This is a genomic window from Kitasatospora sp. NPDC034023 (assembly GCF_055575795.1).
In genome coordinates this window covers 33,964-56,478 of record NZ_JBVIRY010000046.1, presented here as the reverse complement: position 1 = coordinate 56,478, position 22,515 = coordinate 33,964, and the positions used below count along the sequence as shown (strand labels likewise).

At 73.5% G+C, this 22,515-nt stretch carries 15 protein-coding genes; 2 read left to right on the top strand and 13 right to left on the bottom strand.

The annotated features are described in order from the left end of the window. Positions 1-226: 226 nt before the first annotated feature. Positions 227-1,639: a proline--tRNA ligase gene (proS, locus tag ACZ52R_RS38430; RefSeq protein ID WP_465622258.1), complete on the bottom strand. Its 1,413-nt coding sequence runs from the start codon at positions 1,637-1,639 to the stop codon at positions 227-229. A 230-nt stretch (positions 1,640-1,869) separates the two neighbouring features. On the opposite strand from proS, the gene ACZ52R_RS38425 reads away from it, so the two are divergent. Further along, complete coding sequence (locus ACZ52R_RS38425) at positions 1,870-2,694, top strand: class I SAM-dependent methyltransferase (protein ID WP_360504641.1); 825 nt, start codon at positions 1,870-1,872, stop codon at positions 2,692-2,694. Positions 2,695-2,747: 53 nt separating this feature from the next. Here the strand turns inward: ACZ52R_RS38425 and ftsH are convergent, their stop codons facing one another. The 7 genes from ftsH to nsdA form a co-directional block, all read right to left on the bottom strand. Further along, the gene (gene ftsH, locus ACZ52R_RS38420; RefSeq protein WP_465755057.1) at positions 2,748-4,841 is read right to left on the bottom strand and encodes an ATP-dependent zinc metalloprotease FtsH; all 2,094 of its coding nucleotides are present in this window, start codon (positions 4,839-4,841) and stop codon (positions 2,748-2,750) included. Between the two features lie 93 nt (positions 4,842-4,934). Then, positions 4,935-5,459, bottom strand: coding sequence for a GNAT family N-acetyltransferase (locus ACZ52R_RS38415; protein ID WP_396289949.1), 525 nt, complete (start codon positions 5,457-5,459; stop codon positions 4,935-4,937). Between the two features lie 108 nt (positions 5,460-5,567). Then, positions 5,568-7,133, bottom strand: a complete 1,566-nt coding sequence (gene ffh, locus ACZ52R_RS38410) for a signal recognition particle protein (protein WP_465622393.1) — start codon at positions 7,131-7,133, stop codon at positions 5,568-5,570. Positions 7,134-7,282: 149 nt separating this feature from the next. Beyond that, entirely contained in the window at positions 7,283-9,739 is a 2,457-nt protein-coding gene (locus tag ACZ52R_RS38405) for a [protein-PII] uridylyltransferase (protein ID WP_360504637.1), read from the bottom strand. Positions 9,740-9,883: 144 nt separating this feature from the next. Beyond that, positions 9,884-10,222, bottom strand: coding sequence for a P-II family nitrogen regulator (locus ACZ52R_RS38400; protein WP_045700226.1), 339 nt, complete (start codon positions 10,220-10,222; stop codon positions 9,884-9,886). Further along, positions 10,222-11,607: an ammonium transporter gene (locus tag ACZ52R_RS38395; RefSeq protein WP_465755056.1), complete on the bottom strand. Its 1,386-nt coding sequence runs from the start codon at positions 11,605-11,607 to the stop codon at positions 10,222-10,224. The genes ACZ52R_RS38400 and ACZ52R_RS38395 overlap by 1 nt, the downstream gene beginning before the upstream one ends. A gap of 359 nt (positions 11,608-11,966) precedes the next feature. Continuing rightward, a complete protein-coding gene (nsdA, locus tag ACZ52R_RS38390; RefSeq protein WP_360504633.1) occupies positions 11,967-13,421 on the bottom strand; it encodes a transcriptional repressor NsdA in 1,455 nt (484 codons plus the stop codon). Between the two features lie 618 nt (positions 13,422-14,039). Here nsdA and ACZ52R_RS38385 point away from each other — a divergent pair. Continuing rightward, on the top strand, positions 14,040-14,717 hold the full coding sequence (locus ACZ52R_RS38385) for a bifunctional DNA primase/polymerase (protein ID WP_360504631.1): 678 nt from the start codon (positions 14,040-14,042) through the stop codon (positions 14,715-14,717). Between the two features lie 236 nt (positions 14,718-14,953). Here the strand turns inward: ACZ52R_RS38385 and ftsY are convergent, their stop codons facing one another. From ftsY to ACZ52R_RS38360, 5 genes are all read right to left on the bottom strand, one after another. Further along, complete coding sequence (gene ftsY, locus ACZ52R_RS38380; RefSeq protein WP_465622262.1) at positions 14,954-16,180, bottom strand: signal recognition particle-docking protein FtsY; 1,227 nt, start codon at positions 16,178-16,180, stop codon at positions 14,954-14,956. A gap of 47 nt (positions 16,181-16,227) precedes the next feature. Beyond that, entirely contained in the window at positions 16,228-19,836 is a 3,609-nt protein-coding gene (smc, locus tag ACZ52R_RS38375; protein WP_465755055.1) for a chromosome segregation protein SMC, read from the bottom strand. A 161-nt stretch (positions 19,837-19,997) separates the two neighbouring features. After that, entirely contained in the window at positions 19,998-20,201 is a 204-nt protein-coding gene (locus tag ACZ52R_RS38370; RefSeq protein ID WP_360504626.1) for a hypothetical protein, read from the bottom strand. Positions 20,202-20,626: 425 nt separating this feature from the next. Next, the gene (locus ACZ52R_RS38365) at positions 20,627-20,926 is read right to left on the bottom strand and encodes an acylphosphatase (protein ID WP_360504624.1); all 300 of its coding nucleotides are present in this window, start codon (positions 20,924-20,926) and stop codon (positions 20,627-20,629) included. A 155-nt stretch (positions 20,927-21,081) separates the two neighbouring features. Next, a complete protein-coding gene (locus ACZ52R_RS38360) occupies positions 21,082-22,446 on the bottom strand; it encodes a hypothetical protein (RefSeq protein WP_465622265.1) in 1,365 nt (454 codons plus the stop codon). Between the last annotated feature and the right edge of the window lie 69 nt (positions 22,447-22,515).

Here is a 22,515-nt window from a genome sequence, read left to right as displayed (position 1 = left end):
GGGATGTCCGCTGCCGGGAGTCCCCCGAAGGAGTTACCGGATTCTTACCCATCCGCATTACGGGCAAATGTCGCCGCCAACGGTCATTACCTACAGGTAACAGACAACCGGCGGACATCCCGGATCGCGGAAGACCCGCGAAACGGCCGCCTGAACCGAACCCCGGATCGAACCCGGAACCGGACACGGGTGCGAACCGGGAACGGGTGTCGGAACCGGATCGATGTCAGTACGCGCGGGCGACGATCGCGATATTGCCGTCCTGGTCGTCCGACTGCGGCACCGAACCGTCGGCCGCGACGATGCAGCGCACCGTGACGCCCTGCTCGGCCAGCTTGGCCTCGCCCTCCGCGCCGAGGTCGGCCCAGGAGATCCGGCCCCAGCCGGTCGCGGCGGCCTCGACGGCCTCGTCGATGGTCTTGACGTCGACCGTGCGGGACTCTCGGCGCTCGCGGGACTGGCGCAGCAGCAGCGCCTGGTCCTCCTCCAGCACGCCCGGGAGCAGCGCGGCCAGGGCGTCGATGGAGACCGGCTCCTTGCCGCCCGGGATGCGGCGGGCCAGCATCGCGGTGCCGTTCTCCAGGTCGCGCGGACCGACCTCGATGCGCAGCGGAACGCCCTTGAGCTCCCAGTCGACGGCGCGGCGGCCGAACGGGGTGTCGGTGCGGTCGTCGACCACGACCCGGATGCCGGCGGCCTCCAGCTGCGCGCCGATCTCGCGGACCTTGGCGATGACCGCGTCGTCGCCCTTGATCGCGAGCACGACGGCCTGGACGGCGGCCAGGCGCGGGGGAACCCGCAGGCCGTTGTCGTCGCCGTGGGACATGATCAGGCCGCCGACCATGCGGGTCGAGACGCCCCAGGAGGTCTGCCAGACGTGCTCGCGCTCGGCGCCCTGCAGCTGGTAGGTGGTGTTGAACGCCTTGGCGAAGTTCTGGCCCAGCTCGTGGCTGGTGCCCATCTGCAGCGCCTTGCCGTCGCCCATCATCGCCTCGAGGGTGAGGGTGTTGATGGCGCCGGCGAAGCGCTCCTTGGCGGTCTTGCGGCCGAGCACGACGTCGATGCCGAGCACGTTGGTCATGAAGTCGCCGTAGACCTGGGTGTGGATCATCGCCGCGTACGCACGGGCGTCCTCGTACGTGGCGTGGGCGGTGTGGCCCTCCTGCCAGAGGAACTCGGTGGTGCGCAGGAAGACGCGCGGGCGCAGCTCCCAACGGACCACGTTGGCCCACTGGTTGATCAGCAGGGGCAGGTCGCGGTGGCTCTGCACCCACTTCGAGAAGTACTCGTTGATGATCGTCTCGGAGGTGGGCCGGACGACGACCGGCTCGTCCAGCTGCTTGCCGCCGCCGTGGGTGACCACCGCGAGTTCGGGTGCGAAGCCCTCGACGTGCTCCGCTTCCTTGGTCAGGTAGGACTGCGGGATGAACATCGGGAAGTAGGCGTTCTGCGCGCCGGCCTTCTTGATCCGGGCGTCCATCTCCTGCTGCATCCGCTCCCACAGGCCGTAGCCGTACGGTCGGATGACCATGGTGCCGCGCACCGGACCGTTGTCGGCCAGCTCGGCCTTGTTGATGAGGTCCTGGTACCAGCGCGGGAAGTCTTCCGCCTGAGGGGTGAGAACGGGTGCCTTAGCCATGGGGCGAATGGTACGGGGAGCGACCCCCTGACTTCGAATCGGTATCACACCCCCGGCCGGTGACGGACCGGGCCGCGGAACGGGCCGAAGGACGGGGGGCGCACTACCGCGACACGCGCGCACCACCCTGCACCCCTCTGGACGCCGGGCCCGACCCGCTGTTCGCTGGAGTAGGGCGGGACTTTGGGGGAGCCGTAGCAGCACACCGAAGGACCGGATGGGAGGCCGCGATGGCTTCAGCTCGGACGACCGGCACAACCGAACGACCAACGGGCGCACGCGCGCACCACCCGCAGCCCGGGGCCGCCGGGCCCGTGCGGGCGCGCGACTGGGCGGAGATCCAGGAACGCATGCTGGTGCCGCTCTACGAGGCGGTCTACGACCGGCTGGAGGTCGGCCCGGCGAGCAGTGTGCTGGGCCTGGGCTGCCGGTCCGGACTGGCGTTGCTGCTCGCCGCCGGACGGGGCGCCCAGGTCTCCGGGCAGGAGCCACGGGACGAGCTGCGCGAGCTGGCCCGCGACCGTCGCCTGCGGGTGTGCGCCGGGGCCCGGCCGGCCGCCGACGTCGCCCGCTCGGCCCATTCGCTGGTGACGGTTTTCGAGCAGCTGCCCGGCGCCGCCGAGCCCTGCGCGGTGGTGGCCGAGGCCGCCCGGCTCACCCTCCCGGGCGGGCACGTGGTGCTCGCCGTCTGGGGCCCGCCGGAGCGCTGCGAGAGCGCCGCGCTGCTGGACGTGGCCCGGCGGATGGCGGGTCGCACCACCGCGCGCGACCCGTTCGAGCTGAGCGCGCCCGGAGCGCTGGAGGACCTGCTCGCCCCGGCCGGCCTGCGCCCGGCCGGCAGCGGCCGGGTGGGCTGCCCGTTCGCCTACGCCGACCTCGACAGCGCGGTGCGCGGACTGCTCTCCACCGGCCTGTTCGAGGCGGCGGAGGAGTTCTCCGGCGCCTCACTGGTGGCCAAGGAGCTGGAGGAGGCGCTGCAGCCGTACCTGCGCGCGGACGGCTCGGTCCGGATGGAGAACGTGTTCCGCTACCTGGTCGCCGAGCGGCCGCGCTAGGAGACGCGAACCGGGGGCGCCCGCCACCACGGCGGGCGCCCCCGGCAACCGGTTCACGCCTGGTCGAGCGACCTCCCGCCGGGGCCGTCCTCGGAACCACCGGCAATGTCGGAGCCACCGGAACCGGCGGAACCGTCAGAACCACCGGGACCACCCGAAGCACCGGAGCTGTCGGTCCCACCAGAGCTGCCGGACCCGCCGGAGCTGCCGGACCCGCCTGACCCGCCGGAGCCCTCTGAGGCCCCCTCCCGGGGCACCCCCGCCGCCCGGTAGGCCTGCTCCTCGTCCAGCGTCTCCGCCTCCAGCAGCGCCGCCGCCAGCGCGTCCAGCCGGTGCCGCTGCTCGGTCAGCAGCCGCACCGCGTCGTCGTAGCACTCGGCGACGATCCGCCGGGCCTCCTCGTCCACCGCGTCCAGCGTGGTCGGCGCGGCGGAGAGCCCGTACGCGCCCTGCGGGTCGGAGGGCACCGCGGTGAGCCGGCCGACCCGCTCGCTCATCCCCCAGCGCCCGGCCATCCCGCGGGCGATGTTGGTGACCTGTTCCAGGTCGCTCTCCGCGCCGGTGGTGATCACTCCGTAGACCACCTGCTCGGCCGCCATGCCGCCGAGCGCGCCGATGATCCGGCCGCGCAGGTAGGGCTCGGTGTACGAGTAGCGGTCGTTCTCCGGGGTGGAGAGGGTGACACCGAGCGCCCGGCCGCGCGGCACGATGGTGATCTTGCGGACCGGGTCCGCGCCGGGCTGGAGCATGCCCAGCAGCGCGTGCCCGCTCTCGTGGTACGCCGTCCGCTCGCGCTCCTCCTGCGGCATCACCAGCGGCCGCACGGCGCCGAGTTGGACCTTCTCCAGGGCGTCCGAGAGGTCCCGCTCGTTGACCGCGTCCTGCTCGCGCTTGACGGCCAGCAGGGCGGCCTCGTTGACCAGGTTGGCGAGTTCGGCGCCGGTCATCCCGGGGGTGACCTTGGCCAGTCGGGTGAGGTCGGTGTCGCCGGACAGCGGGACGGTGCGGGTGTGGATGCGCAGGATCGCGGCCCGGCCCTCCCGGTCGGGCGGGCTGACGGTGATCCGCCGGTCGAAGCGGCCGGGGCGCAGCAGCGCCGGGTCGAGCACGTCGGCCCGGTTGGTCGCGGCGATCACGATGACGCCTTCGGAGCCGCTGAAGCCGTCCATCTCGGTGAGGATCTGGTTGAGCGTCTGCTCGCGTTCGTCGTGCCCGCCCATGCCGCCGCCCGCGCCGCGCTGGCGTCCGATGGTGTCGATCTCGTCGATGAAGATGATCGCCGGGGCGACCTTGCGGGCCTCGGCGAACAGTTCGCGGACCCGGCTGGCGCCGACGCCGACGATCATCTCGATGAACTCGGAGGCGGAGGCGGAGAAGAACGGCACGTCCGCCTCGCCGGCCACGGCCCGGGCCAGCAGGGTCTTGCCCGTCCCGGGCGGGCCGCTCAGCAGCACCCCGCGCGGCATCTTGGCGCCGAGCTTGCGGTACCGCTCCGGGTTCTTCAAGTAGTCGACCACCTCGGTGAGTTCGGCCTCGACCTCGTCGATTCCGGCCACGTCGGCGAAGGTGGTGCGGGTGCCCTGCTCGGCGGTGACCGGCTTGGGCGGTGCCTTGCGCCCGAGCGGCCCGGCGCCGAGGCCGCCGGCCATCCGGCGGGCGAGCAGCACCCAGATGAAGATCAGCAGCAGCATCGGGGCGAGCGAGAGCAGCAGGTTGGTGAGGAAGCTGCGCTGCTGGACCGGCGAGGTGGCGGTGACCTCGACGCCCTGCTGCTGCAGCGTGGTCCACAGGTTGTCGCCCGCGAACGAGGGCCGCTGGGTGTCGAACTCGGTGTAGTCGCCCTTGCCGCCGTCCGGCTTGGGCTGGGCGCTCTTGAGGGTGCCCTCGATCGCGTCGCCCTTGGCGTAGATCTTGGTGATGTTGCCCTTGTTCAGCTGGTTGTTGAACTCGGTGTACGAGATCGTGGTGGCGCCCTCGTTGCCGAAGTAGGACAGCAGCACGTCGGAGATCAGGAACACCACGAGGGCGGTGAGGACGAGGCCGGTCCAGCCGCCGGGCATCCTGCGGCGGGGCGGGGGCGGGGGCGGGGCGCCCTCGGAGCGCCAGGGCTGGTCGGGGGTCTGACGCGGCGGCACGGGTTCGGTCACCCATCGGACGATACGGACAGGTGCTCGGGCGGGCCAACCGCAACGCCGCGCCCGAGCGCCCGCGCGGTCCCGCCGGGCGCCTCCCACCAGCGGTTATGCCGAAGCGCCGGGCCACTCCTCGGCGGTCAGCGCGAACCGCTCGTGGTCGCGCCAGTCGCCCTGCAGGAACAGCATCCGCGGCGAGAAGCCCTCGCGTCGGAAGCCCAGCCGCTTGGCCATCGCGACCGAACGCTCGTTGTCCGGCTGCACGTTGATCTCCAGCCGGTGCAGTCCCAGCCCGCCGGCCGACTGCGGGGCGAAGCAGCGGTCCAGGACCAGCCGCATGCCCTCGGTCATCCGCCCGGTGCCGGCGAACGGCAGGTACGCGTCGTAGCCCATCGTCGCGTTGCAGAACCGGCCCATCACGATGTTGGCGATGTTCACCTTGCCGACCAGCCCGCCGGTCCTCCCGTCGAGGATCAGGAAGGTGCGCAGGCCGGCCCCCTGGCGCTCCAGCAGTTCGGGCAGCCCGTCCGGCTCGACCGGGTTCCACCGCCCGATGTGTTCGGCGGACCGCCGGACCGCCTCGGCGTACGCAACCGCGTCCTCGGCCCTCGGGGCCCTGATCATCACTCGCATGTCCCCCATCATCGGACACGCGATCGGCCCGCCGCCCGGAAATACCGGACGACGGGCCGAGCGAAATCGATCAAGGCCGATCACAGACCAGCCCCGGACGCTCAAGGACTACAGCAGGTCCTTGAACTCCTTGGGCAGCTCGAAGTCGGCCGGGCCCTTGCCCGCGCCGAGGCCGAACGCCCCGCCGTCCGCCGGAGCCTGGTCGGCGCCCGGGCCGAGCGCGCGGCGCTCGGCGGCCGCGGCCTCCTCCTGCGCCCGCTTCAGCGGGTTGCCGCTCTTGCGCTTGCCCTTGGCCTGCGGGGCCTTCTTGCCGGACTTCTTCGCGCCGCCGCCCATGCCCGGGATCCCCGGCATGCCGGGCATGCCCTTGCCGGAGGCCATCGCGGACATCATCTTGCGGGCCTCGAAGAACCGCTCGACCAGGTTCTTGACCTCGCCGACCTGGACGCCCGATCCCTTGGCGATGCGGGCCCGGCGGGAGCCGTTGATCAGCTCCGGCTCGGCGCGCTCGGTCGGGGTCATCGACTTGATGATCGCGCCGACCCGGTTGACGTCCTTGTCGTCGATGTTGTTGATCTGCTCGCGGATCTGGCCCATGCCGGGCAGCATGCCGAGCAGCTTGGAGATCGAGCCCATCTTCTGGACCTGCTCCAGCTGCGACAGGAAGTCGTCCAGCGTGAACGCCTTCGGGCCGCCGCGCAGCTTGGCGGCGATCTTCTCCGCCTCGGCCTGCGAGAAGGTCTGCTCGGCCCGCTCGATCAGCGAGAGGACGTCACCCATGCCGAGGATGCGCGAGGCCATCCGGTCCGGGTGGAAGGCGTCGAAGTCGTCGACCTTCTCGCCGTTGGAGGCGAACATGATCTGCCGGCCGGTGACGTGGGCGACCGACAGGGCGGCACCGCCGCGGGCGTCGCCGTCGAGCTTGGAGAGCACGACACCGGTGAAGTCCACGCCGTCGAGGAAGGCCTGCGCGGTGGTGACCGCGTCCTGGCCGATCATCGCGTCGACGACGAACAGGACCTCGTCCGGGTTCACCGCGGCGCGGATGTCGGCGGCCTGCTGCATCAGCTCGGCGTCGATGCCCAGGCGGCCGGCGGTGTCGACGACGACGACGTCGTACTGCTTCTGCTTGGCGTACTCGATCGAGTCCTTGGCCACCTGCACCGGGTCGCCGACGCCGTTGCCCGGCTGCGGGCCGTAGAAGGCCACGCCGGCGCGCTCGGCGACCACCTGGAGCTGGTTGACCGCGTTGGGGCGCTGGAGGTCGCAGGCCACCAGCAGCGGGGTGTGCTTCTGCTTCTTCAGCCAGTGGCCGAGCTTGCCCGCGAGGGTGGTCTTACCGGCGCCCTGCAGACCGGCGAGCATGATGACCGTCGGGCCGCTCTTGGCGAACCGCACCCGGCGGGTCTCGCCGCCGAGGATCGCGATGAGCTCCTCGTTGACGATCTTGATGATCTGCTGCGCCGGGTTCAGCGCGCCGGAGACCTCGACACCGAGCGCCCGCTCCTTGACCTGCTTGATGAAGGCCCGGACGACAGGCAGCGCGACATCCGCCTCCAGCAGCGCGATACGGATCTCGCGGGCCGTGGCGTCGATGTCCGCCTCGCTCAGGCGGCCCTTGCCCCGGAGGTTCTTGAACGTCGCTGCGAGGCGATCGGAAAGGGTGTCGAACACGTCGTCGCGGGTCCTCTGCGGCATCGGTAACGGTACGGTCGTCGTCCCCCAGGGTATCCGGCCGCCCCGGGTAAGGTCTCCACCCCTGCTCCAGGAGCTCCTCCGCCCCTGCTCCCGGGGCTGCTCAGCCGCTACTTCCCGGGGTTTCCTCAGCCCAGCGCCGCCCGGACCGCGGCCGCCACCTCCCCGGCCCGCCCGGCGGCCAGCGGACGGCCCTCCGGGTCGGTCAGGTAGAAGGAGTCGACGGCCTCCGCGCCCAGCGTGGAGACGTGCGCCGTGCGCACCCGTACGCCGGCCCCGTCCAGCGCCCGGCCGATCCGGTGCAGCAGTCCGGGGGCGTCGTGCGCGCGGACCTCCAGCACGGTCGCGGTCGCCGAGGCCACCGCGGGCGCCACCGCGACCAGCGGCGGCGGGGTCGGGATGCCCTTGCGGCGCGGGGCGGCGGCGTCCCGTTCGGCGAGGCGCCGCGCGACGTCCAGCGAGCCCTCCAGCGCCCGGCGCAGGTCGGCTCGCAGCCGGGCCGCCTCCGGCAGCTCGCCGAACTCGGCGGCCACCCGCCAGGACAGCAGCAGCACCGGCCCGGCACCGATCGGGTCCAGCTCGCGCAGCCCGGCCGAGCGGACGGTCAGCCGGTGCAGCGCGAGCACCCCGGCGGCGGTGCCGAGCAGCCCCGGGCGGTCCGGGACGGCCAGGGTCAGCTCCACGCCCATCGGCTCGGTGCCCGGGTCCGCGCCCGCGGCCTGGGCCCGCAGCGACAGCGCCGGCTCACCGGTGCGGGCCGCCTCGACCGCGAGCCGCTCCTGCTCGGCGGTCGGCGCCGCCTCCACCGGTGCCGTGGCCGCCCCGGCCAGCCGGTCGGCGGCCCGGTCCACCAGGCCGGCCACCAGCGAGGCCCGCCAGCTGCTCCACGCGGCCGGGCCGGTGGCCAGCGCGTCCGCCTCGGTGAGCGCGTGCAGCAGCTCCAGCTCCGGCAGGGTGGTGATCGCCTTGGTGATCGCCTCGACGGTGGCCGGGTCGTCCGGGTCGCGCCGGGTCGCGGTGTCGACCAGGGTCAGGTGGTGGCGGACCAGCACTGCCAGGGTCTCGGTGTCCTCGGGGCTGAAGCCCATCCGGGGGGCGAGGTCGCGGACGATCACCTCGCCGGCCTCGCTGTGGTCCCCGGGCCAGCCCTTGCCGATGTCGTGCAGCAGCGCGGCGACCAGCAGCAGGTCCGGCCGGGCCACCCGGCGGGTCATCGCGGCGGCCCGCACCGCCGTCTCCACCAGGTGCCGGTCCACCGTCCAGCGGTGCACGGCGTTGCGCTGCGGACGGCAGCGCACCCGCTCCCAGTCCGGCAGCAGCCGGGTGACCAGCCCCTCCGCCTCCAGCGCCTCCCACACCGGGACGGCCGCCTCGCCGGCGCCCAGCAGGGTGACCAGCTGCTCGCGCGCCTCGTCCGGCCAGGGCACCGGCAGCGGACGGCACTCGGCGGCCAGCCGGCGCACCGTCGCGTACGAGACGGTCAGCCCGTTCTGCGCGGCGGCGGCCGCGGCGCGCAGCGGCAGCACCGGGTCGGCGGCCGGGCGGGCGCCCTGGGCCAGCACCGCCTCGCCGTCCTGCTCGACCACGCCCTCGGCGAGGGGGCGGCGCTCGACCGCGCCCCGGGCCACCGCGCCCGCGCCGCGCCCGGCGCCGGTGAACGGGGCGGTGAACGGCGCGGTGAACGGGAACGCGCGCCGCGTCGCCCGGCGGCCCCGGCCGGTCCGGGCGGCGAGCACCCGGTCCACCGCCCGCCAGGTGACGTCGCTCGCGTACGCGATGGTCCGGGCGGCCTCGTAGACCTGGCGCAGCAGGGTGTCGGCGTCCAGCACGCCGAGCCGCTCGGCGACCTGGTCCTGGTCCTGCAGGCTGAGCCGCTCGGTGGCCCGGCCGGTGACCAGGTGCAGCGCGTCGCGCACGTCGGCGAGCCGCAGCGCGGCGGCGTCCAGGCCGTCCCGGGGAGCGTCGGCGAGCCAGGTGGCGGCGACGGCGTTGAGCGCGACCACGTCGCGCAGGCCGCCGCGGGCCTCCTTGAGGTCGGGCTCCAGCAGGAAGGACAGCTCGCCGTGTCGTTCGGCCCGCTCGCGGCCCAGCTCGCGCAGCTCGGGCAGGCGCGCGGGGGCGCTCGCGCGCCAGTCGGTGAACACCGCAGCGCGCAGCTCGGCGGTGAGCGCCGGGTCCCCGGCGAGGTGGCGGGCGTCCAGCAGGCCGAGCTGGGCCTTGAGGTCGGCGGCGGCGACCGCCCGGGCCTCGGCGACGGTGCGCACCGAGTGGTCGAGCTTGGCGCCCGCGTCCCAGACCGGGTACCAGATCCGCTCGGGCAGCTCGCGGGCGATCGGGCCGTCATGCAGCAGCAGGACGTCCAGGTCGCTGCGCGGGGAGAGCTCGCCGCGCCCGTAGCCGCCGACGGCGACCAGGGCGACCCCGGGCGGGGCACCGGCGGCCGCGAGCAGGGCGGCCAGCCAGTCGTCGGTGAGCCCGGCGAGCGCCTCGCGGCGCGGGCGGCCGACCGGGCCGGGGTCGGCGAGCAGCGCGGCCCGGGCGGCGGCGGGGTCGGCGGGGTCGGAGGGCCTGGTCTCGGTGGTCATGCGCTGGGGTCCCGTCCGTCGTGCGGGGTGGGCCGTGCCACGGTGCGCCGGGAATGCGGTGCGGCGCGGTTCGGCCGAGCGGGGTACGCCGTCGGCGGGCCCGTGGTCCCCTCGGGGGATCACAGGCCCGCCGACGGGCGGGGGCTACAGGGCGTCCGGGCCACGCTCGCCGGTGCGGACCCGTACGGCGGTGTCGACCGGGACGCTCCAGACCTTGCCGTCGCCGATCTTCCCGGTCCGGGCGGCCTTCACCAGGACCTCGATCAGGTCGTCGGCGTCCTCGTCCTCGACGAGGACCTCGATTCTGACCTTCGGCACCAGGTCCACGGTGTACTCGGCGCCCCGGTACACCTCGGTGTGACCGCGCTGGCGGCCGTAGCCGCTGGCCTCGGTGACGGTCAGGCCGTGGACCCCGAAGGCCTGCAGGGCGGCCTTCACCTCGTCCAGGCGGTACGGCTTGATCACGGCGGTGATGAGCTTCATCAGGCGTCGACCTCGGTCTTCTCGGCCGCCTTTCCGGCGGCCTTCTCGGTGGGCTTCTCGGCGGACGAACCGGCGGACGATCCGGCCGACGCGGCGGCCGCGGCCAGGCCCGGCAGGGCCCGGGCCAGGCCCGCCCCGACAGCGCTGAAATCGTAGGCGGACTCGGCGTGTTCGGCCTGGTCGATGCCGGCCACCTCGACCTCCTCGGCGACCCGGAAGCCGACCAGCTTGTCGACCGCCTTGGCCAGCAGCCAGGAGAGCACGAAGGAGTACGCCGCGACCACGGCCACGCCCATCGCCTGCTTGCCGAGCTGCCCCAGCCCGCCGCCGTAGAACAGGCCCTTGGCGGTCTGGCCGACCCCGCCGGTGGCGAACAGGCCGATCAGCAGCGAGCCGATCGCCCCGCCCACCGCGTGCACGCCCACCACGTCGAGCGAGTCGTCGAAGCCCCAGCGGTACTTGAGCGAGACGGCGGCGGCGCAGACCGCGCCCGCGACCAGGCCGATCGCCACCGCGCCGAGCGGGCTGACCGAGCCGCAGGCCGGGGTGATCGCGACCAGTCCGGCCACCGCGCCGGAGGCGGCGCCCAGCGTGGTGAAGGCGCCGTGCTTGAGCTTCTCGTAGATCAGCCAGCCGACCAGCGCCGCGCCGGTGGCGACCTGGGTGTTGACCACCGCCATCGCGGCGACCCCGTTGGCGGCCAGCGCCGAACCCGCGTTGAAGCCGAACCAGCCGAACCACAGCAGGCCGGAGCCGAGCATCACCAGCGGCAGGCTGTGCGGGCGCATCGGGTCCTTCTTGAAGCCGACCCGCTTGCCCAGCACCAGGCAGAGCGCGAGGCCCGCCACACCGGCGTTGATGTGCACGGCGGTGCCGCCGGCGAAGTCGATCACGCCGTTTCTGTCACCCAGCCAGCCGCCGTGGCCGCCGTCGAAGAAGAACACCCAGTGCGCGACCGGGAAGTAGACGATCGTCACCCAGAGTGCGATGAACAGGCCCCAGGCGGCGAACTTGGCCCGGTCCGCGATGGCGCCGCTGATCAGCGCCGGGGTGATGATCGCGAACATCAGCTGGAAGACCGCGAAGGCGGTGATCGGGATGCTCCCGGTCAGCTCGTTCAGGCCGATGCCGCGCATCCCGAGGAAGTCCAGGTTGCCGATCAGGCCGGCGAAGGCGTCGGGCCCGAAGCTGAGCGAGTACCCGTAGAGGACCCAGAGCACGGTCACGATGCCGAGCGAGAGGAAGCTCATCGCCAGCATGTTGAGTGTGCTCTTGGCCCTGACCATGCCCCCGTAGAAGAAGGCCAGGCCCGGGGTCATCAACATGACCAGGGCCGCACTGATGAGCACGAAGGCGGTGTCGCCCGCGCTGAAGCCGTCCGGCATCGGCGTCTCCTCTGCGTCCAAGCCGATCCGCACCCGGGTACCTGTCCCGTGCCACCCGGGGTGTCGGCGATGAAGAGGAGCGTGCCGAAGGCTGGTTTCGGCCAATGCGGCCGGTTGTTTCGCGGCCGTGACGCGTGCGACGCGCGGGTTACGGCTGTGTGAACCGCGGCCCCGCGGCCGCCCGGAGGGGCTACCGTGCCGCCGCACGGCCCGGCCCCGGCGCGGAGGAGCCACCGCCCGCGACGGCGGCGGCCGGCACGGGCGGTGGAGTCGGGGCGGGTGGTGGAGTCGGGGCGGGTGGTGGAGTCGGGGCGGGTGGTGGAGTCGGGGCGGGTGGTGGAGTCGGGGCGGAGCGGTGATCAGACCACCGAGAGGTACTCCGGGATGTCCTGGACGACCCGCTCCTTGAGCCGGCTGACGGCGTCCACGCCCTTGAACCGGGCCGCCGCGGCCTCCGTGGTCTTGCGCACCCTGGAGTTCAGCCGCTCCGAGCGCACCTTGGTCGCGATGTCCACCGCCTGCTCGGCCATCACCGCCGCCTGCTCGGCCTCCTTCTGCAGCAGGTGCACGCTGGCCATGCCGATCAGGTTGAAGGCGTACGAGCGCACGTGGTCGCCGTCCTGGCGGAACAGGTCGACCGCGCGCTCCATCACCGGCGCCGACAGCGAGGCGTACAGCTCGGCGTTGTCCGAGTGGTAGGCGAGGTCGCGGAAGGAGTGCGCGTTCTCGGCGTTCAGCTCGGCCGGCGAGAAGAACTTCAGCCAGTCCGGGTCCCCGTCGCCCTCACGGATGTCGGTGAAGGTGTCCTCGGACAGCCGGATCGCCCGGGCGCAGCGGTTGATCTCCCCGATGGTGGCGTAGGCGCGCGCCTCCATCGCGTACAGCAGGGACTGCTGGCGCGGGGTGGCGGTGTCACGGCTGCCGTACTGCGCCAGGTGGATCAGCTCCAGGGCGTCCTCGCCCCGGTTGAGGTGGATCATCTGGCGGCTCATGTCGGTGAGGATCAGCGCGCCGAACGGGCGGTCACCGGCCTCCTTGGCCGCGTGCAGGGCCAGCACGTAGTACTTCTGCGCGCTCGGGTGCATCCCGACGTCGTACGACATCCACCCGGCCAGGTGGGCGAGCTCGGCGGTGAGCCGGAACAGCCGCCGGGTGGTGTCCTCGGTGTACGTCTCCTGGAGCAGGTCGGTGACCTCGTGCAGTTGGCCGACGACGGCCTTGCGGCGCAGCCCGCCGCCGTTCTGCGCGTCCCATTGGCGGAACATGACCGTGGTCTGCTCCAGCAGTTCCAGCTCGGGCTCGGAGAGCCGGCCGGTGAACGCCTCGCCGCCGTTGGCTGCGGTGAGGATCGGGGTGGGGATGCCGGTCGGGCCGGGGGTCAGCCAGCGCTGCATCGGCTCGATCAGCGCGGCGCCGGCGGTCAGCGCCAGCGAGGTGCCGAGGAAGCCCCGGCGGTTGAGCATCAGGTCGCTGCGGGAGTAGTCACTGATCAGCTGGACGGTCTGCGGGCCGCTCCACGGCAGGTCGACGCCGCCGCCCACGGTGGAGACCGGGATCGCGGCGCGCAGGCCGAGGTCCTCGATCGAGACCACCGAGCCGAAGCGCTCGGAGAAGAGCTCCGACATGATCTTGGGGATCGGCTCGCGGGGCTGTTCGCCGTCGAGCCAGCGGCGCACCCGCGAGGTGTCGGTGGACACGTGGTGGGCGCCGATCTGCCGGGCCCGGCGGTTGACCTGGCGGGCCAACTCGCCCTTGGACCAACCGCTGCGGGTGAACCACGTGGTCAGCTTCTCATTGGGTTGCTTCTCTGCCATGGGAACGTCCCATCCCGCCCGGCCCCTCGCGGGGCCCCCGATCGTGACCGCCCGACGGTTGCGGGCTCTTGCCAGACGTGCCTGCCGTGCCTGAGGTGGTGCCGTACCGCGCCCTCGCACTGGTGTGCCATCGTCGCGGACGTCCCGTCAGATTCCCAACTCCCGTTCTCCGGCGGCCCGGAGCGGGATCACGGCGACATCCGCGTGCTGAACGTAATGCCCCGCGAGGTGCCCGTGGGAGCGACCCTGGCGAAACGCCACCTTTCGCCACCCCCAGGAGTGAACCGAAGTCAGGGGGCAGACGCTTCACTGGGTAGTCCCGACGGTCCGGCATATGCGGGCCGCCAAGTCGCCCGGCTCGTCCCGGTAGACCCGGCAGAACCCGCAATCCACCGCAGTCACAAGCGAGTTCACCACCCACTCCGGGCGGCAACAGTTTCGCGCACCCGACGATCCGGCATCCGCGTCGCCCTCGCAAGGCGGCGCCCGAGGCGCACCATCGAAACAGGCGCACACCACGCGCTGCGCGCCGCCACCGCACTACGCACCACACACCTGACAATCGACACACAGTCACCATCCCGTAACCATCGGCAACGAGAACCTGTTGGGGGAGGCATGGACAACCTGTTCGGCGAACTTCGACTGGGGCACCTACGGCTGGCACCGCTGGGCGCGCGCCGCCGCACCAAGGTCACCGCGTCCCGGGCCGCCGCGGAGTACACCGGCCGCTGGGGCTGGGCGGTCGCCACCGGCGCCCCGGCCACTGGCGCCACCGCCCCGACCCGCTGTCCCTGCGGCGCCGGCCGCTGCGCCGCGCCCGGCCTGCACCCCGTGCCGGGCTGCGAGGGCCGGGCCCATGCCGACCGCGCCGAGGGCTCAGTGCTGTTCCCCACCGGTCGCGCCTTCGACGTCCTGGACGTCCCCGAGCAGGCCGGCCTGCAGGCACTGGTCCGGCTGGAGCGCATGGGCACCCAGGTCGGCCCGGTGCTCGCTGCCCCCACCGGCCGGCTGCAGTTCCTGGTCGCTGCCGGCACCGCCCGCCGCCTGCCCGACCTGCTGTACCGGATGGGCTGGGACGACGCCGCGCTCGACCTCACCTGCCACGGCGAGGGCAGCTACGTCGCCGCCCCGCCCACCGTCCTCGGCGCCCTCGGCCCGGTCCGCTGGCTGCGCCGCCCCACCCGCGACAACGCCGGCTGCCCGCCCGAGGCCCGGCTGCTGCTCGGCACCCTCGCCTACGCCTGCCACCGCGGCCGCGAGCGCACCGCCGAGCCCGCCTGGGCCGCTTCGTAACTCGCCCTCTCGCCCCCGCGCCCTCTCGCCCTCGCGCCCTCTCGTCCCCAAGCCGAAGGGGCGCGGGCGGTGATCCGCGCGGGCCCGCCCGGATCCGGGCATACGGAAGGGCCCGCCCCTAGCGGAGCGGACCCTTCGAGCAAGCCTTCCAGCGAAGCCTTCGAGCCAAGCCTTCGAAGCCAAGCGGTCGAGCGGACCTTTCGTACGAGCGGCCTGCGGGAGACCGGCGGGGAGCCTCAGTCCCCGATCAACGCGTCCACGAACGCACCCGGCTCGAACGGCGCCAGGTCGTCCGCGCCCTCGCCCAGACCGATCAGCTTGACCGGCACGCCCAGGTCCCGCTGGACCGCGACCACGATGCCGCCCTTGGCGGTGCCGTCCAGCTTGGTCAGCACGATGCCGGTGATGTCGACCACCTCGGCGAACACCCGGGCCTGGATCAGGCCGTTCTGGCCGGTGGTGGCGTCCAGCACCAGCAGCACCTCGTCCACCGGGCCGTGCTTCTCGACGACCCGCTTGACCTTGCCCAGCTCGTCCATCAGGCCGGTCTTGGTGTGCAGTCGGCCGGCGGTGTCGATCAGGACGGTGTCCACGCCCTCGGCGATGCCCTCCTTGACCGCGTCGAAGGCGATCGAGGCCGGGTCCCCGCCCTCCGGGCCGCGCACGGTGCGCGCACCGACCCGCTCGCCCCAGGTCTGCAGCTGGTCCGCGGCGGCGGCGCGGAAGGTGTCGGCGGCGCCGAGCACCACCCTGCGGCCGTCGGCGACCAGGACGCGGGCCAGCTTGCCGGTGGTGGTGGTCTTGCCGACGCCGTTGACGCCGACGACCAGGACCACCGCCGGGCCCTCCTCGTGCTTGGTGGAGCGGACGGTGCGGTCGGAGTCCTTGCCGATCAGCTCGACCAGCTCCTCGCGCAGCAGCGCGCGCAGCTCCCCGGGCGTACGGGTGCCGAGCACCTTCACCCGGGTGCGCAGCCGCTCGACCAGCTCCTGGGTGGGGGCGACGCCGACGTCGGCGGTGAGCAGGGTCTCCTCGATCTCCTCCCAGGTGTCCTCGTCCAGGTGCTCCCGGGAGAGCAGCGAGAGCAGGCCCTTGCCGAGCGAGTTCTGCGAGCGGGAGAGCCGCGAGCGCAGCCGGACCAGCCGGCCGGCGGTGGGCTCGGGGACCTCGACGGCGGGAACCGCCTCGGCCTCGGCGGGCGCGACCTCGACGGCCTCCGGGGCCTCGGGGGCCTCGGGCTCCGCCGGGAGTTGCACCTCCTCGACGGTGCGGCGGGGTTCCTCGGTCGGCGGCGCGGACTCCTCGCCGACCTGGGGCTCCTGCGGGGTGGGCTTCGGCGCCGTGATGACCGGCGCCTGCGACTTCGGAGGCAGCTGCTGGCGTCGTCTGCCGGAAACGACGAGGCCTGCGATCGCGCCGACGGCGACCACGGCGATGACAACGGCAAGAATCACGTATCCCATAACGGCTCCAGTATCCGTGACAGGAGCCCGGATGGACCGCAGCCGCCCTACACCGATGCGGCGCGTACCGCCTTCGGCCGCTCCCGGTGCTCCGCGCGCAGCCGCTGGCTGATCACCTGCGAGATGCCGTCGCCCTTCATCGTCACGCCGTAGAGCGCGTCGGCGGACTCCATGGTCAGCTTCTGGTGGGTGATCACGATCAGCTGGGAGCTCTCCCGCAGCTCCTCCATGATCCCGACCAGCCGGCGCAGGTTGGTCTCGTCCAGCGCCGCCTCCACCTCGTCCATCACGTAGAACGGGCTGGGCCGGGCCTTGAAGATCGCCACCAACAGCGCCACCGCGGTCAGCGAGCGCTCGCCGCCGGACAGCAGCGACAGCCGCTTGACCTTCTTGCCCGGCGGGCGGGCCTCCACCTCCACCCCGGTGGCGAGCATGTCGTCCGGGTCGGTCAGCACCAGCCGGCCCTCCCCTCCGGGGAAGAGCCGGGCGAAGACGCCCTCGAACTGGGCGGCGGTGTCGTGGTACGCCGAGGCGAACAGCTGTTCGACCCGCTGGTCCACGTCCCGGACGATGTCCAGCAGGTCGCGCCGCCCGCGCTTGAGGTCGTCCAGCTGCTCGCCGAGGAACCTGTGCCGTTCCTCCAGCGCGGTGAACTCCTCCAGCGCCAGCGGGTTGACCTTGCCGAGCTGCTGGTACGCCTTCTCCGCGGCCTTCAGCCGCTTCTCCTGCTCGGCCCGGACGTACGGGTACGGCTCCCCCGGCTCCCGACCCTCCTCCGGCGCAGCGGGCGGGACGGGCCGGTCCGGTCCGTACGCGGCGAGCAGCTCGCCGCCGTCGATGCCGAACTCCTCCAGCGCGCGGGACTCCAGCTGCTCGATCCGCAGCCGTTTCTCCGCCCGCAGCACCTCGTCCCGGTGCCCGGCGTCGACCAGCTTGTCCAGCTCCTCCTTGAGGCCGCGGCCGTGCTCGCGGTGCTCCCGCAGCTCCTCCTCGCGCTCGGCGCGCGCCTGTTCGACGGCCGCCCGCCCGGCGTCCGCCCGGGCCAGCGACACCTCCAGGCAGGCCAGCAGCTGCCGGGCGCCCGCCACGACGGCGTTCGCCACCCCGGCGTCGTGCTCGGCCCGGCGGCGGCGCTCGGCCGCCCGGGCGCGCGCTTCGCGCTCGGCGTGGGCGGCCCGGTCCAGCTGGTCCGCCCGCCCGGTCAGCGCGCGGACCCGCTCCTCGTGGGTGCGCACCGCGAGCCGGGCCTCCAGCTCGGCCTGCCGGGCGGCGCTCGCGGCCTCCGCCAGCCGCTGCTGCTCGGCGGTGTCCGGCTCGTCCTCCCCCGCGTCCGCCGACTCCTCGGCCGCGGCCAGGCGCTGCGCCGACTCCTCGGCCGCGGCCAGCAGATCGGCCAGGCCCTGCTCGGCCCGCGCGGCGGCGGCGGACAGCCGTTCGGCCTCCCCGGCGGCGGCGCGGGCCTGCCCGGCGAGGCGGCCGAGCGCGCCCGCGACCCGGGCCCGCTCCTTCTCCGCCTGCCGCCGCAGCTCGCCGAGCCGCTCGAGCTCGGCCGCCGACTCCCGGCGCCGTTCGGTGAGTTCGGCCAACAGCTCGGCCGACTCGGCGCAGCGGGCGGTGAGTTGCCCGATCGCCCGGGCCGCCTCGGCCACGGCCGCCTGGGTCTCCAGCAGGCTCGGCGCGCCGCCGGAGCCGCCGTGCGCGAAGCCGGCGGCCAGCCGGTCGCCATCGGCGGTGACGGCGGTCAATCCGGGGTGCCCGGCGGACGGTCCGGGGCACGTCGTGACCAGCCGCAGCGCCGCGTCCAGGTCCGCGACCACCGCCACCCCGGCCAGCAGCCGCCGTACGGCGGCGAGCAACTCGGCCGGGCCGTCCACCAGTTCGGTGGCCCAGCGCGCCCCGTCCGGCAACTCCCCCGGCTCGTGCGGCACTTCGGCCGCACCGGCGATCAGCAGCGCGGCCCGCCCGGCGTCGTCCGCCCGCAGCAGCCGCAGCGCTCGGGCGGCGGCGGACGGCGAGTCGACGGCCACCGCGTCGGCCGCGGCGCCGAGCGCCGCCGCCACCGGCACCTCGTACCCGGCCTCGATCCGCAGCAGGGCGGCCGCCGGGCCGAGCAGCCCGCCCAGCCGTTCGCCTGCCGCCAGCAGCGCGCCGGTGCCGTCCTTGCGGCGCAGCCCGAGCGAGAGCGCCTCGTGCCGCGCGGTGAGCCCGGCCCGCTCGCGCTCGGCGGCGCCGGCCGCCTCCCGGGCGGCGGCGAGTTCCCGCTCGACGGCGGCCAGCCCCTCGCGTGCCTCCCGGTACCCGGCCTCGGTCTGTTCGTCGTCCCCGGCCGCTCCGTCCACCCGGTGCTGGAGGTCGTCGAGCTCGCCCTGCGCGGCCTCGGCGCGCAGCAGCGCCTCGTCCCTGGCCTCGGCGAGCCGGCCGATCTCGGCCTGGGCCGCGGCGGCCTTGGAGCGGGCGGCGGCGGCCTGCCCCTGCAGCCGGGCCAGGCCCTCCCGGCGGTCGGCGATGGCCCGGGCGGCGTCCCGCAGCCGGAGGTCCTCGGCGGTCAGTTCCCGTTCCAGTTCGCCCTTGCGCTCGACCGCCTCGGCGAGCGCGTACCGCGCTTGCTCCAGTGCCTCGGTCAGCGCGGCCTCGTCCTCGCGGACCCGCTCGGCCTCCTGTTCCAGCTCCTCGGGGTCGCGTCCGCGCCGCTCCTCGACCCGGCCCCCGGCGGCGGCGTGTCGGGCGCGGGCCTCGGCCAGCCCGACGGTGCCGCGGGTGCGTTCGGCGAGTGCGGAGAGCCGGTACCAGGTCTGCCGGGCGGCCTCCAGGCTCGGTCCGAGCTGCTGGACCTGGGCCTCCAGGACGCGTTCGCGCTGCACCGCGCGGGCCAGCTCCTGCTCGACGGTGGTCCGGCGCAGCCGCAGCGCCAGTTCGTCCGCGACCTCGGCCTCGACGGCCCGGCGGAGGGTGGACAGGTCGTCGGCGAGCAGCCGCAGCCGGGCGTCGCGCAGGTCGGCCTGGATTCCGGCGGCCCGGCGGGCGATCCGGGCCTGTCGGCCGAGCGGTCCGAGTTGGCGGCGCAGCTCGGCCACCAGGTCCTGGACCCGGTTGAGGTTGGCCTGCATCGCGTCCAGTTTCCGCAGCGCCTTCTCCTTGCGCTTGCGGTGCTTGAGGACGCCGGCCGCCTCCTCGATGAAGGCGCGCCGGCCCATCGGGTCGGCGTGCAGGACGGAGTCCAGCTGTCCCTGTCCGACGATGACGTGCATCTCGCGGCCGATGCCGGAGTCGGAGAGCAGTTCCTGGATGTCCAGCAGGCGGCAGGTCTCCCCGTTGAGGGCGTACTCGCTGCCGCCGTTGCGGAACATGGTCCGGGTGATGGTCACCTCGGAGTAGTCGATCGGCAGGGCGCCGTCGCTGTTGTCGATGGTGAGGCTGACCTCGGCGCGGCCGAGCGGTGCGCGCCCGCTGGTCCCGGCGAAGATGACGTCCTCCATCTTGCCGCCGCGCAGCGACTTGGCCCCCTGCTCGCCCATCACCCAGGACAGCGCGTCGACCACGTTCGACTTGCCGGAGCCGTTCGGGCCGACGACGCAGGTGATGCCCGGCTCGAAGCGCAGGGTGGTGCTGGAGGCGAAGGACTTGAACCCGCGCAGCGTCAGACTCTTCAGGTGCACGCGGCCGGTCTCCTCGTCGCTCGCCAGGGCCCCCAGCGTGCGACTGTATCCGGCGCCGGACACGACGAAGGGACGCCACATCAGGGCGTCCCTTGCAAGCTGCGTCCCTTTCGGGGCGGCTCAGTGCACAGCGGCGTCGATCTGCGAGGACCGGGCGGGACTCAGGTGAGAGCCGGCTCCCGCTGATCCAGATCGATGCTGTTGAGCAGCGAGTGCTCGTCAGCGACAGCGGTGAGAGCGTCGTTCTCAGCCTGCATCCGAAGGAGCTCGTCTTCGAGGTCCTGGACACGCTGCTGAAGCCGTCGCATCTCGGAGAGCATTCGCGGGTCGGGGCCGCCGACGTACCCGAGAAGCGCCTTTGCCATGATGTATGGTCCTCCACGCTGAGTGACCGAACCGGAACGGTCCAGGTCTAGGGGGAAGGGGGACGCACGCGCGGCGCGTCACCGGAAGTGCTGGCTGGGCACTTCGGCACACGCACTGTGAGCTGGGCTCACGAGGGCATGCGCCTGCCGGGAAAACGCGGTCGTGTGCGCGGGTTTCCAGCGTCTCACCAAAGACGGAAAGGGTCAACACGATCACCGCACGCTACCGCGCCCCTGTCACCTGCCCGGCGGTGTGGTCACGCCTGGGGGGTCGTCGGGACGGGTCCACCACGTGCTCGTGGATCATCGTTCGATGCGGAGTCAACCACGAGTCTGCCCGGATGGCAACCTCGTGACACCGACCGTTCCGGATCTTTTCCCGGTGGACCCGGCGGCGGGCCCGCGGCGGGCCCCCGGGCGGCGGCTCAGCGGATCTCGAAACCCTCGTAACCAGGGCCGACGGCCGTCCAGATCTCGGTCACGCCGCTGACGTTCCCCGGGGTTCCGGGGCCGCGCAGCAGGGCCAGCAGCTGCTCGCAGTCGGCCGCGAGTCCCTCGGCGACCACCTGCACCCGGCCGTCGCCGAGGTTGCTCGCGTAGCCGGTCAGGCCGACCTCCAGCGCCCGTGCCCTGGTCCACCAGCGGAACCCGACCTGCTGGACCTTCCCCCGGACCCAGGCGGTGACCCGGACCGGTTCCTCACTGTGGGCGTCGCGACCGTGCATGCCCCGACCCTAGCCGCCCGCGCGCCCGGTCACCGCTCGGGTCCGGGGCCCGGGGCCGCGCACGGGAGCGGCCCCGCCGGAGGAACCGGCGGGGCCGCGTGGAGTCGTGGGGAGTCGCGGGGAGTGGCGTGGCGATCGAACGCTCGGGCCTGGGGCTACCAGTCCCCGCCGCCGCCGAAGTCGCCGCCACCGCCGAAGTCGCCCCCGCCACCGGAGTCGCCACCGAAGCCGCCGAAGTCGCCGCCGTTGAAGTCGCCGCCGGTGTAGTCGCCACCGTCGTACTGGTCCTGGTAGCCGTGCTGGTGGCCGCCGTCCATCATGGGCGCCGCGTAGGCCGGGGTGCTCATCATCGAGCCGAGCATGGTGCCGACCAGCAGGCCCGGCAGCAGGCCGCCGCCGAAGCTGCTGTAGTAGCCGCCCGCGTACGGGGCGTACGCGGGGCCGGCGTTCCAGTACGGCTGCGGGCCGTGCTCGGTGTCCACGGTGCGGACGGCCGGGTCGAGGCCGGCCGCCACCCGGTCCGCGTCGGCCTGGCAGACCGGGACGGAGCGGGCGGAGCCGCCGGCCGGGGCCCAGTCGACGTCCTTCACGGACGGGCCGTGGCGCGGGTCCATGAAGCACGGGGGACGGCGCTCGGGCAGCGGGCGGTTCTCCCGCCGGGCGCTCAGGGTGGCCAGCGCGAACCGGCCGTCCTCGATCGCCTCGGTGACCTGCTTGACGTCCTCGGGCCGCTTGGCCTCGTCCATCAGGCGCTTGGACTTCTCGTACGAGTCCAGGGCGTGGGCGTAGTCGGCGCGCTGGGCGTCGTCGGCGTCCCCCGCGCGCGGGTTGAAGTCGAGCCGGTCCAGCTCCTCACCGAACGCGGTGATGTCCTCGTCCACCACCCGGCGCAGTTGCTCCAGCTCGGCCCGGGCCTTCTCCTCCTTGCGCTTCTTGGCGCGGCGGAAGAGGAGGAAGACCCCGGCGCCGGCCAGGGCCACCAGCACGAGCGGGATGACGACCCAGGCGATCGAGGTGCTGTGGTTGACGCCCTGGCCCTTGGTCTGCGGGGCCGCCTGGTCGACGAAGTCGTTCAGGGTGGCGTCGATGTCGCCGTCGTGGGAGCGGAAGGCCGCGCCGGAGACCCGCTCCGGGATGCCGGCGCCCATCGCGCCGCGGTCCGCGTGGGCCAGGAACTGGTTGCCGCGCCAGATCCCGTAGACCCCGTCGATGCCGACCAGGGTGCGCAGGTCCTTGAAGACGGTGTCCTTGCCGTAGGCCGGCGAGTCGGGGACCACCGCGATGAAGATCGGCTTGTCGGCCTTGTCGATCTTCTTGGTCAGGGCGTCTGCCTGGGCCTGGCTGAAGCGGCTGGTCATCGCCGGGTCGACGTAGACCTTGCCCTTCTTCAGGGTGCCGGAGGCGTCGCTCAGCCCGCCCGCGGCCGAGGCCGCCGGCGCCAACAGGAGCAGCAGCCCGAGCAGCGCCGCCACCAGGGCAAGCGGCCCGGCGCCCCGGGAACGTCGTGCAAGGGTTCTCATGCCCCCGACGCTACCGCGAGTGGCGTCGGAGCACGCCATACCCTTCGCATACTGGTAATAGCGGGGGTC

Coding starts and splice junctions, on each gene's coding strand:
- ACZ52R_RS38405 (WP_360504637.1), bottom strand. CDS start 9,739: ATGACCACCGAGACCAGGCCCTCCGACCCCGCCGACCCCGCCGCCGCC.
- proS (WP_465622258.1), bottom strand. CDS start 1,639: ATGGCTAAGGCACCCGTTCTCACCCCTCAGGCGGAAGACTTCCCGCGC.
- ACZ52R_RS38425 (WP_360504641.1), top strand. CDS start 1,870: ATGGCTTCAGCTCGGACGACCGGCACAACCGAACGACCAACGGGCGCA.
- ACZ52R_RS38415 (WP_396289949.1), bottom strand. CDS start 5,459: ATGCGAGTGATGATCAGGGCCCCGAGGGCCGAGGACGCGGTTGCGTAC.
- ACZ52R_RS38370 (WP_360504626.1), bottom strand. CDS start 20,201: ATGGCAAAGGCGCTTCTCGGGTACGTCGGCGGCCCCGACCCGCGAATG.
- ACZ52R_RS38395 (WP_465755056.1), bottom strand. CDS start 11,607: ATGCCGGACGGCTTCAGCGCGGGCGACACCGCCTTCGTGCTCATCAGT.
- ACZ52R_RS38360 (WP_465622265.1), bottom strand. CDS start 22,446: ATGAGAACCCTTGCACGACGTTCCCGGGGCGCCGGGCCGCTTGCCCTG.
- nsdA (WP_360504633.1), bottom strand. CDS start 13,421: ATGGCAGAGAAGCAACCCAATGAGAAGCTGACCACGTGGTTCACCCGC.
- ACZ52R_RS38385 (WP_360504631.1), top strand. CDS start 14,040: ATGGACAACCTGTTCGGCGAACTTCGACTGGGGCACCTACGGCTGGCA.
- ftsY (WP_465622262.1), bottom strand. CDS start 16,180: ATGGGATACGTGATTCTTGCCGTTGTCATCGCCGTGGTCGCCGTCGGC.
- ACZ52R_RS38365 (WP_360504624.1), bottom strand. CDS start 20,926: ATGCACGGTCGCGACGCCCACAGTGAGGAACCGGTCCGGGTCACCGCC.
- ACZ52R_RS38400 (WP_045700226.1), bottom strand. CDS start 10,222: ATGAAGCTCATCACCGCCGTGATCAAGCCGTACCGCCTGGACGAGGTG.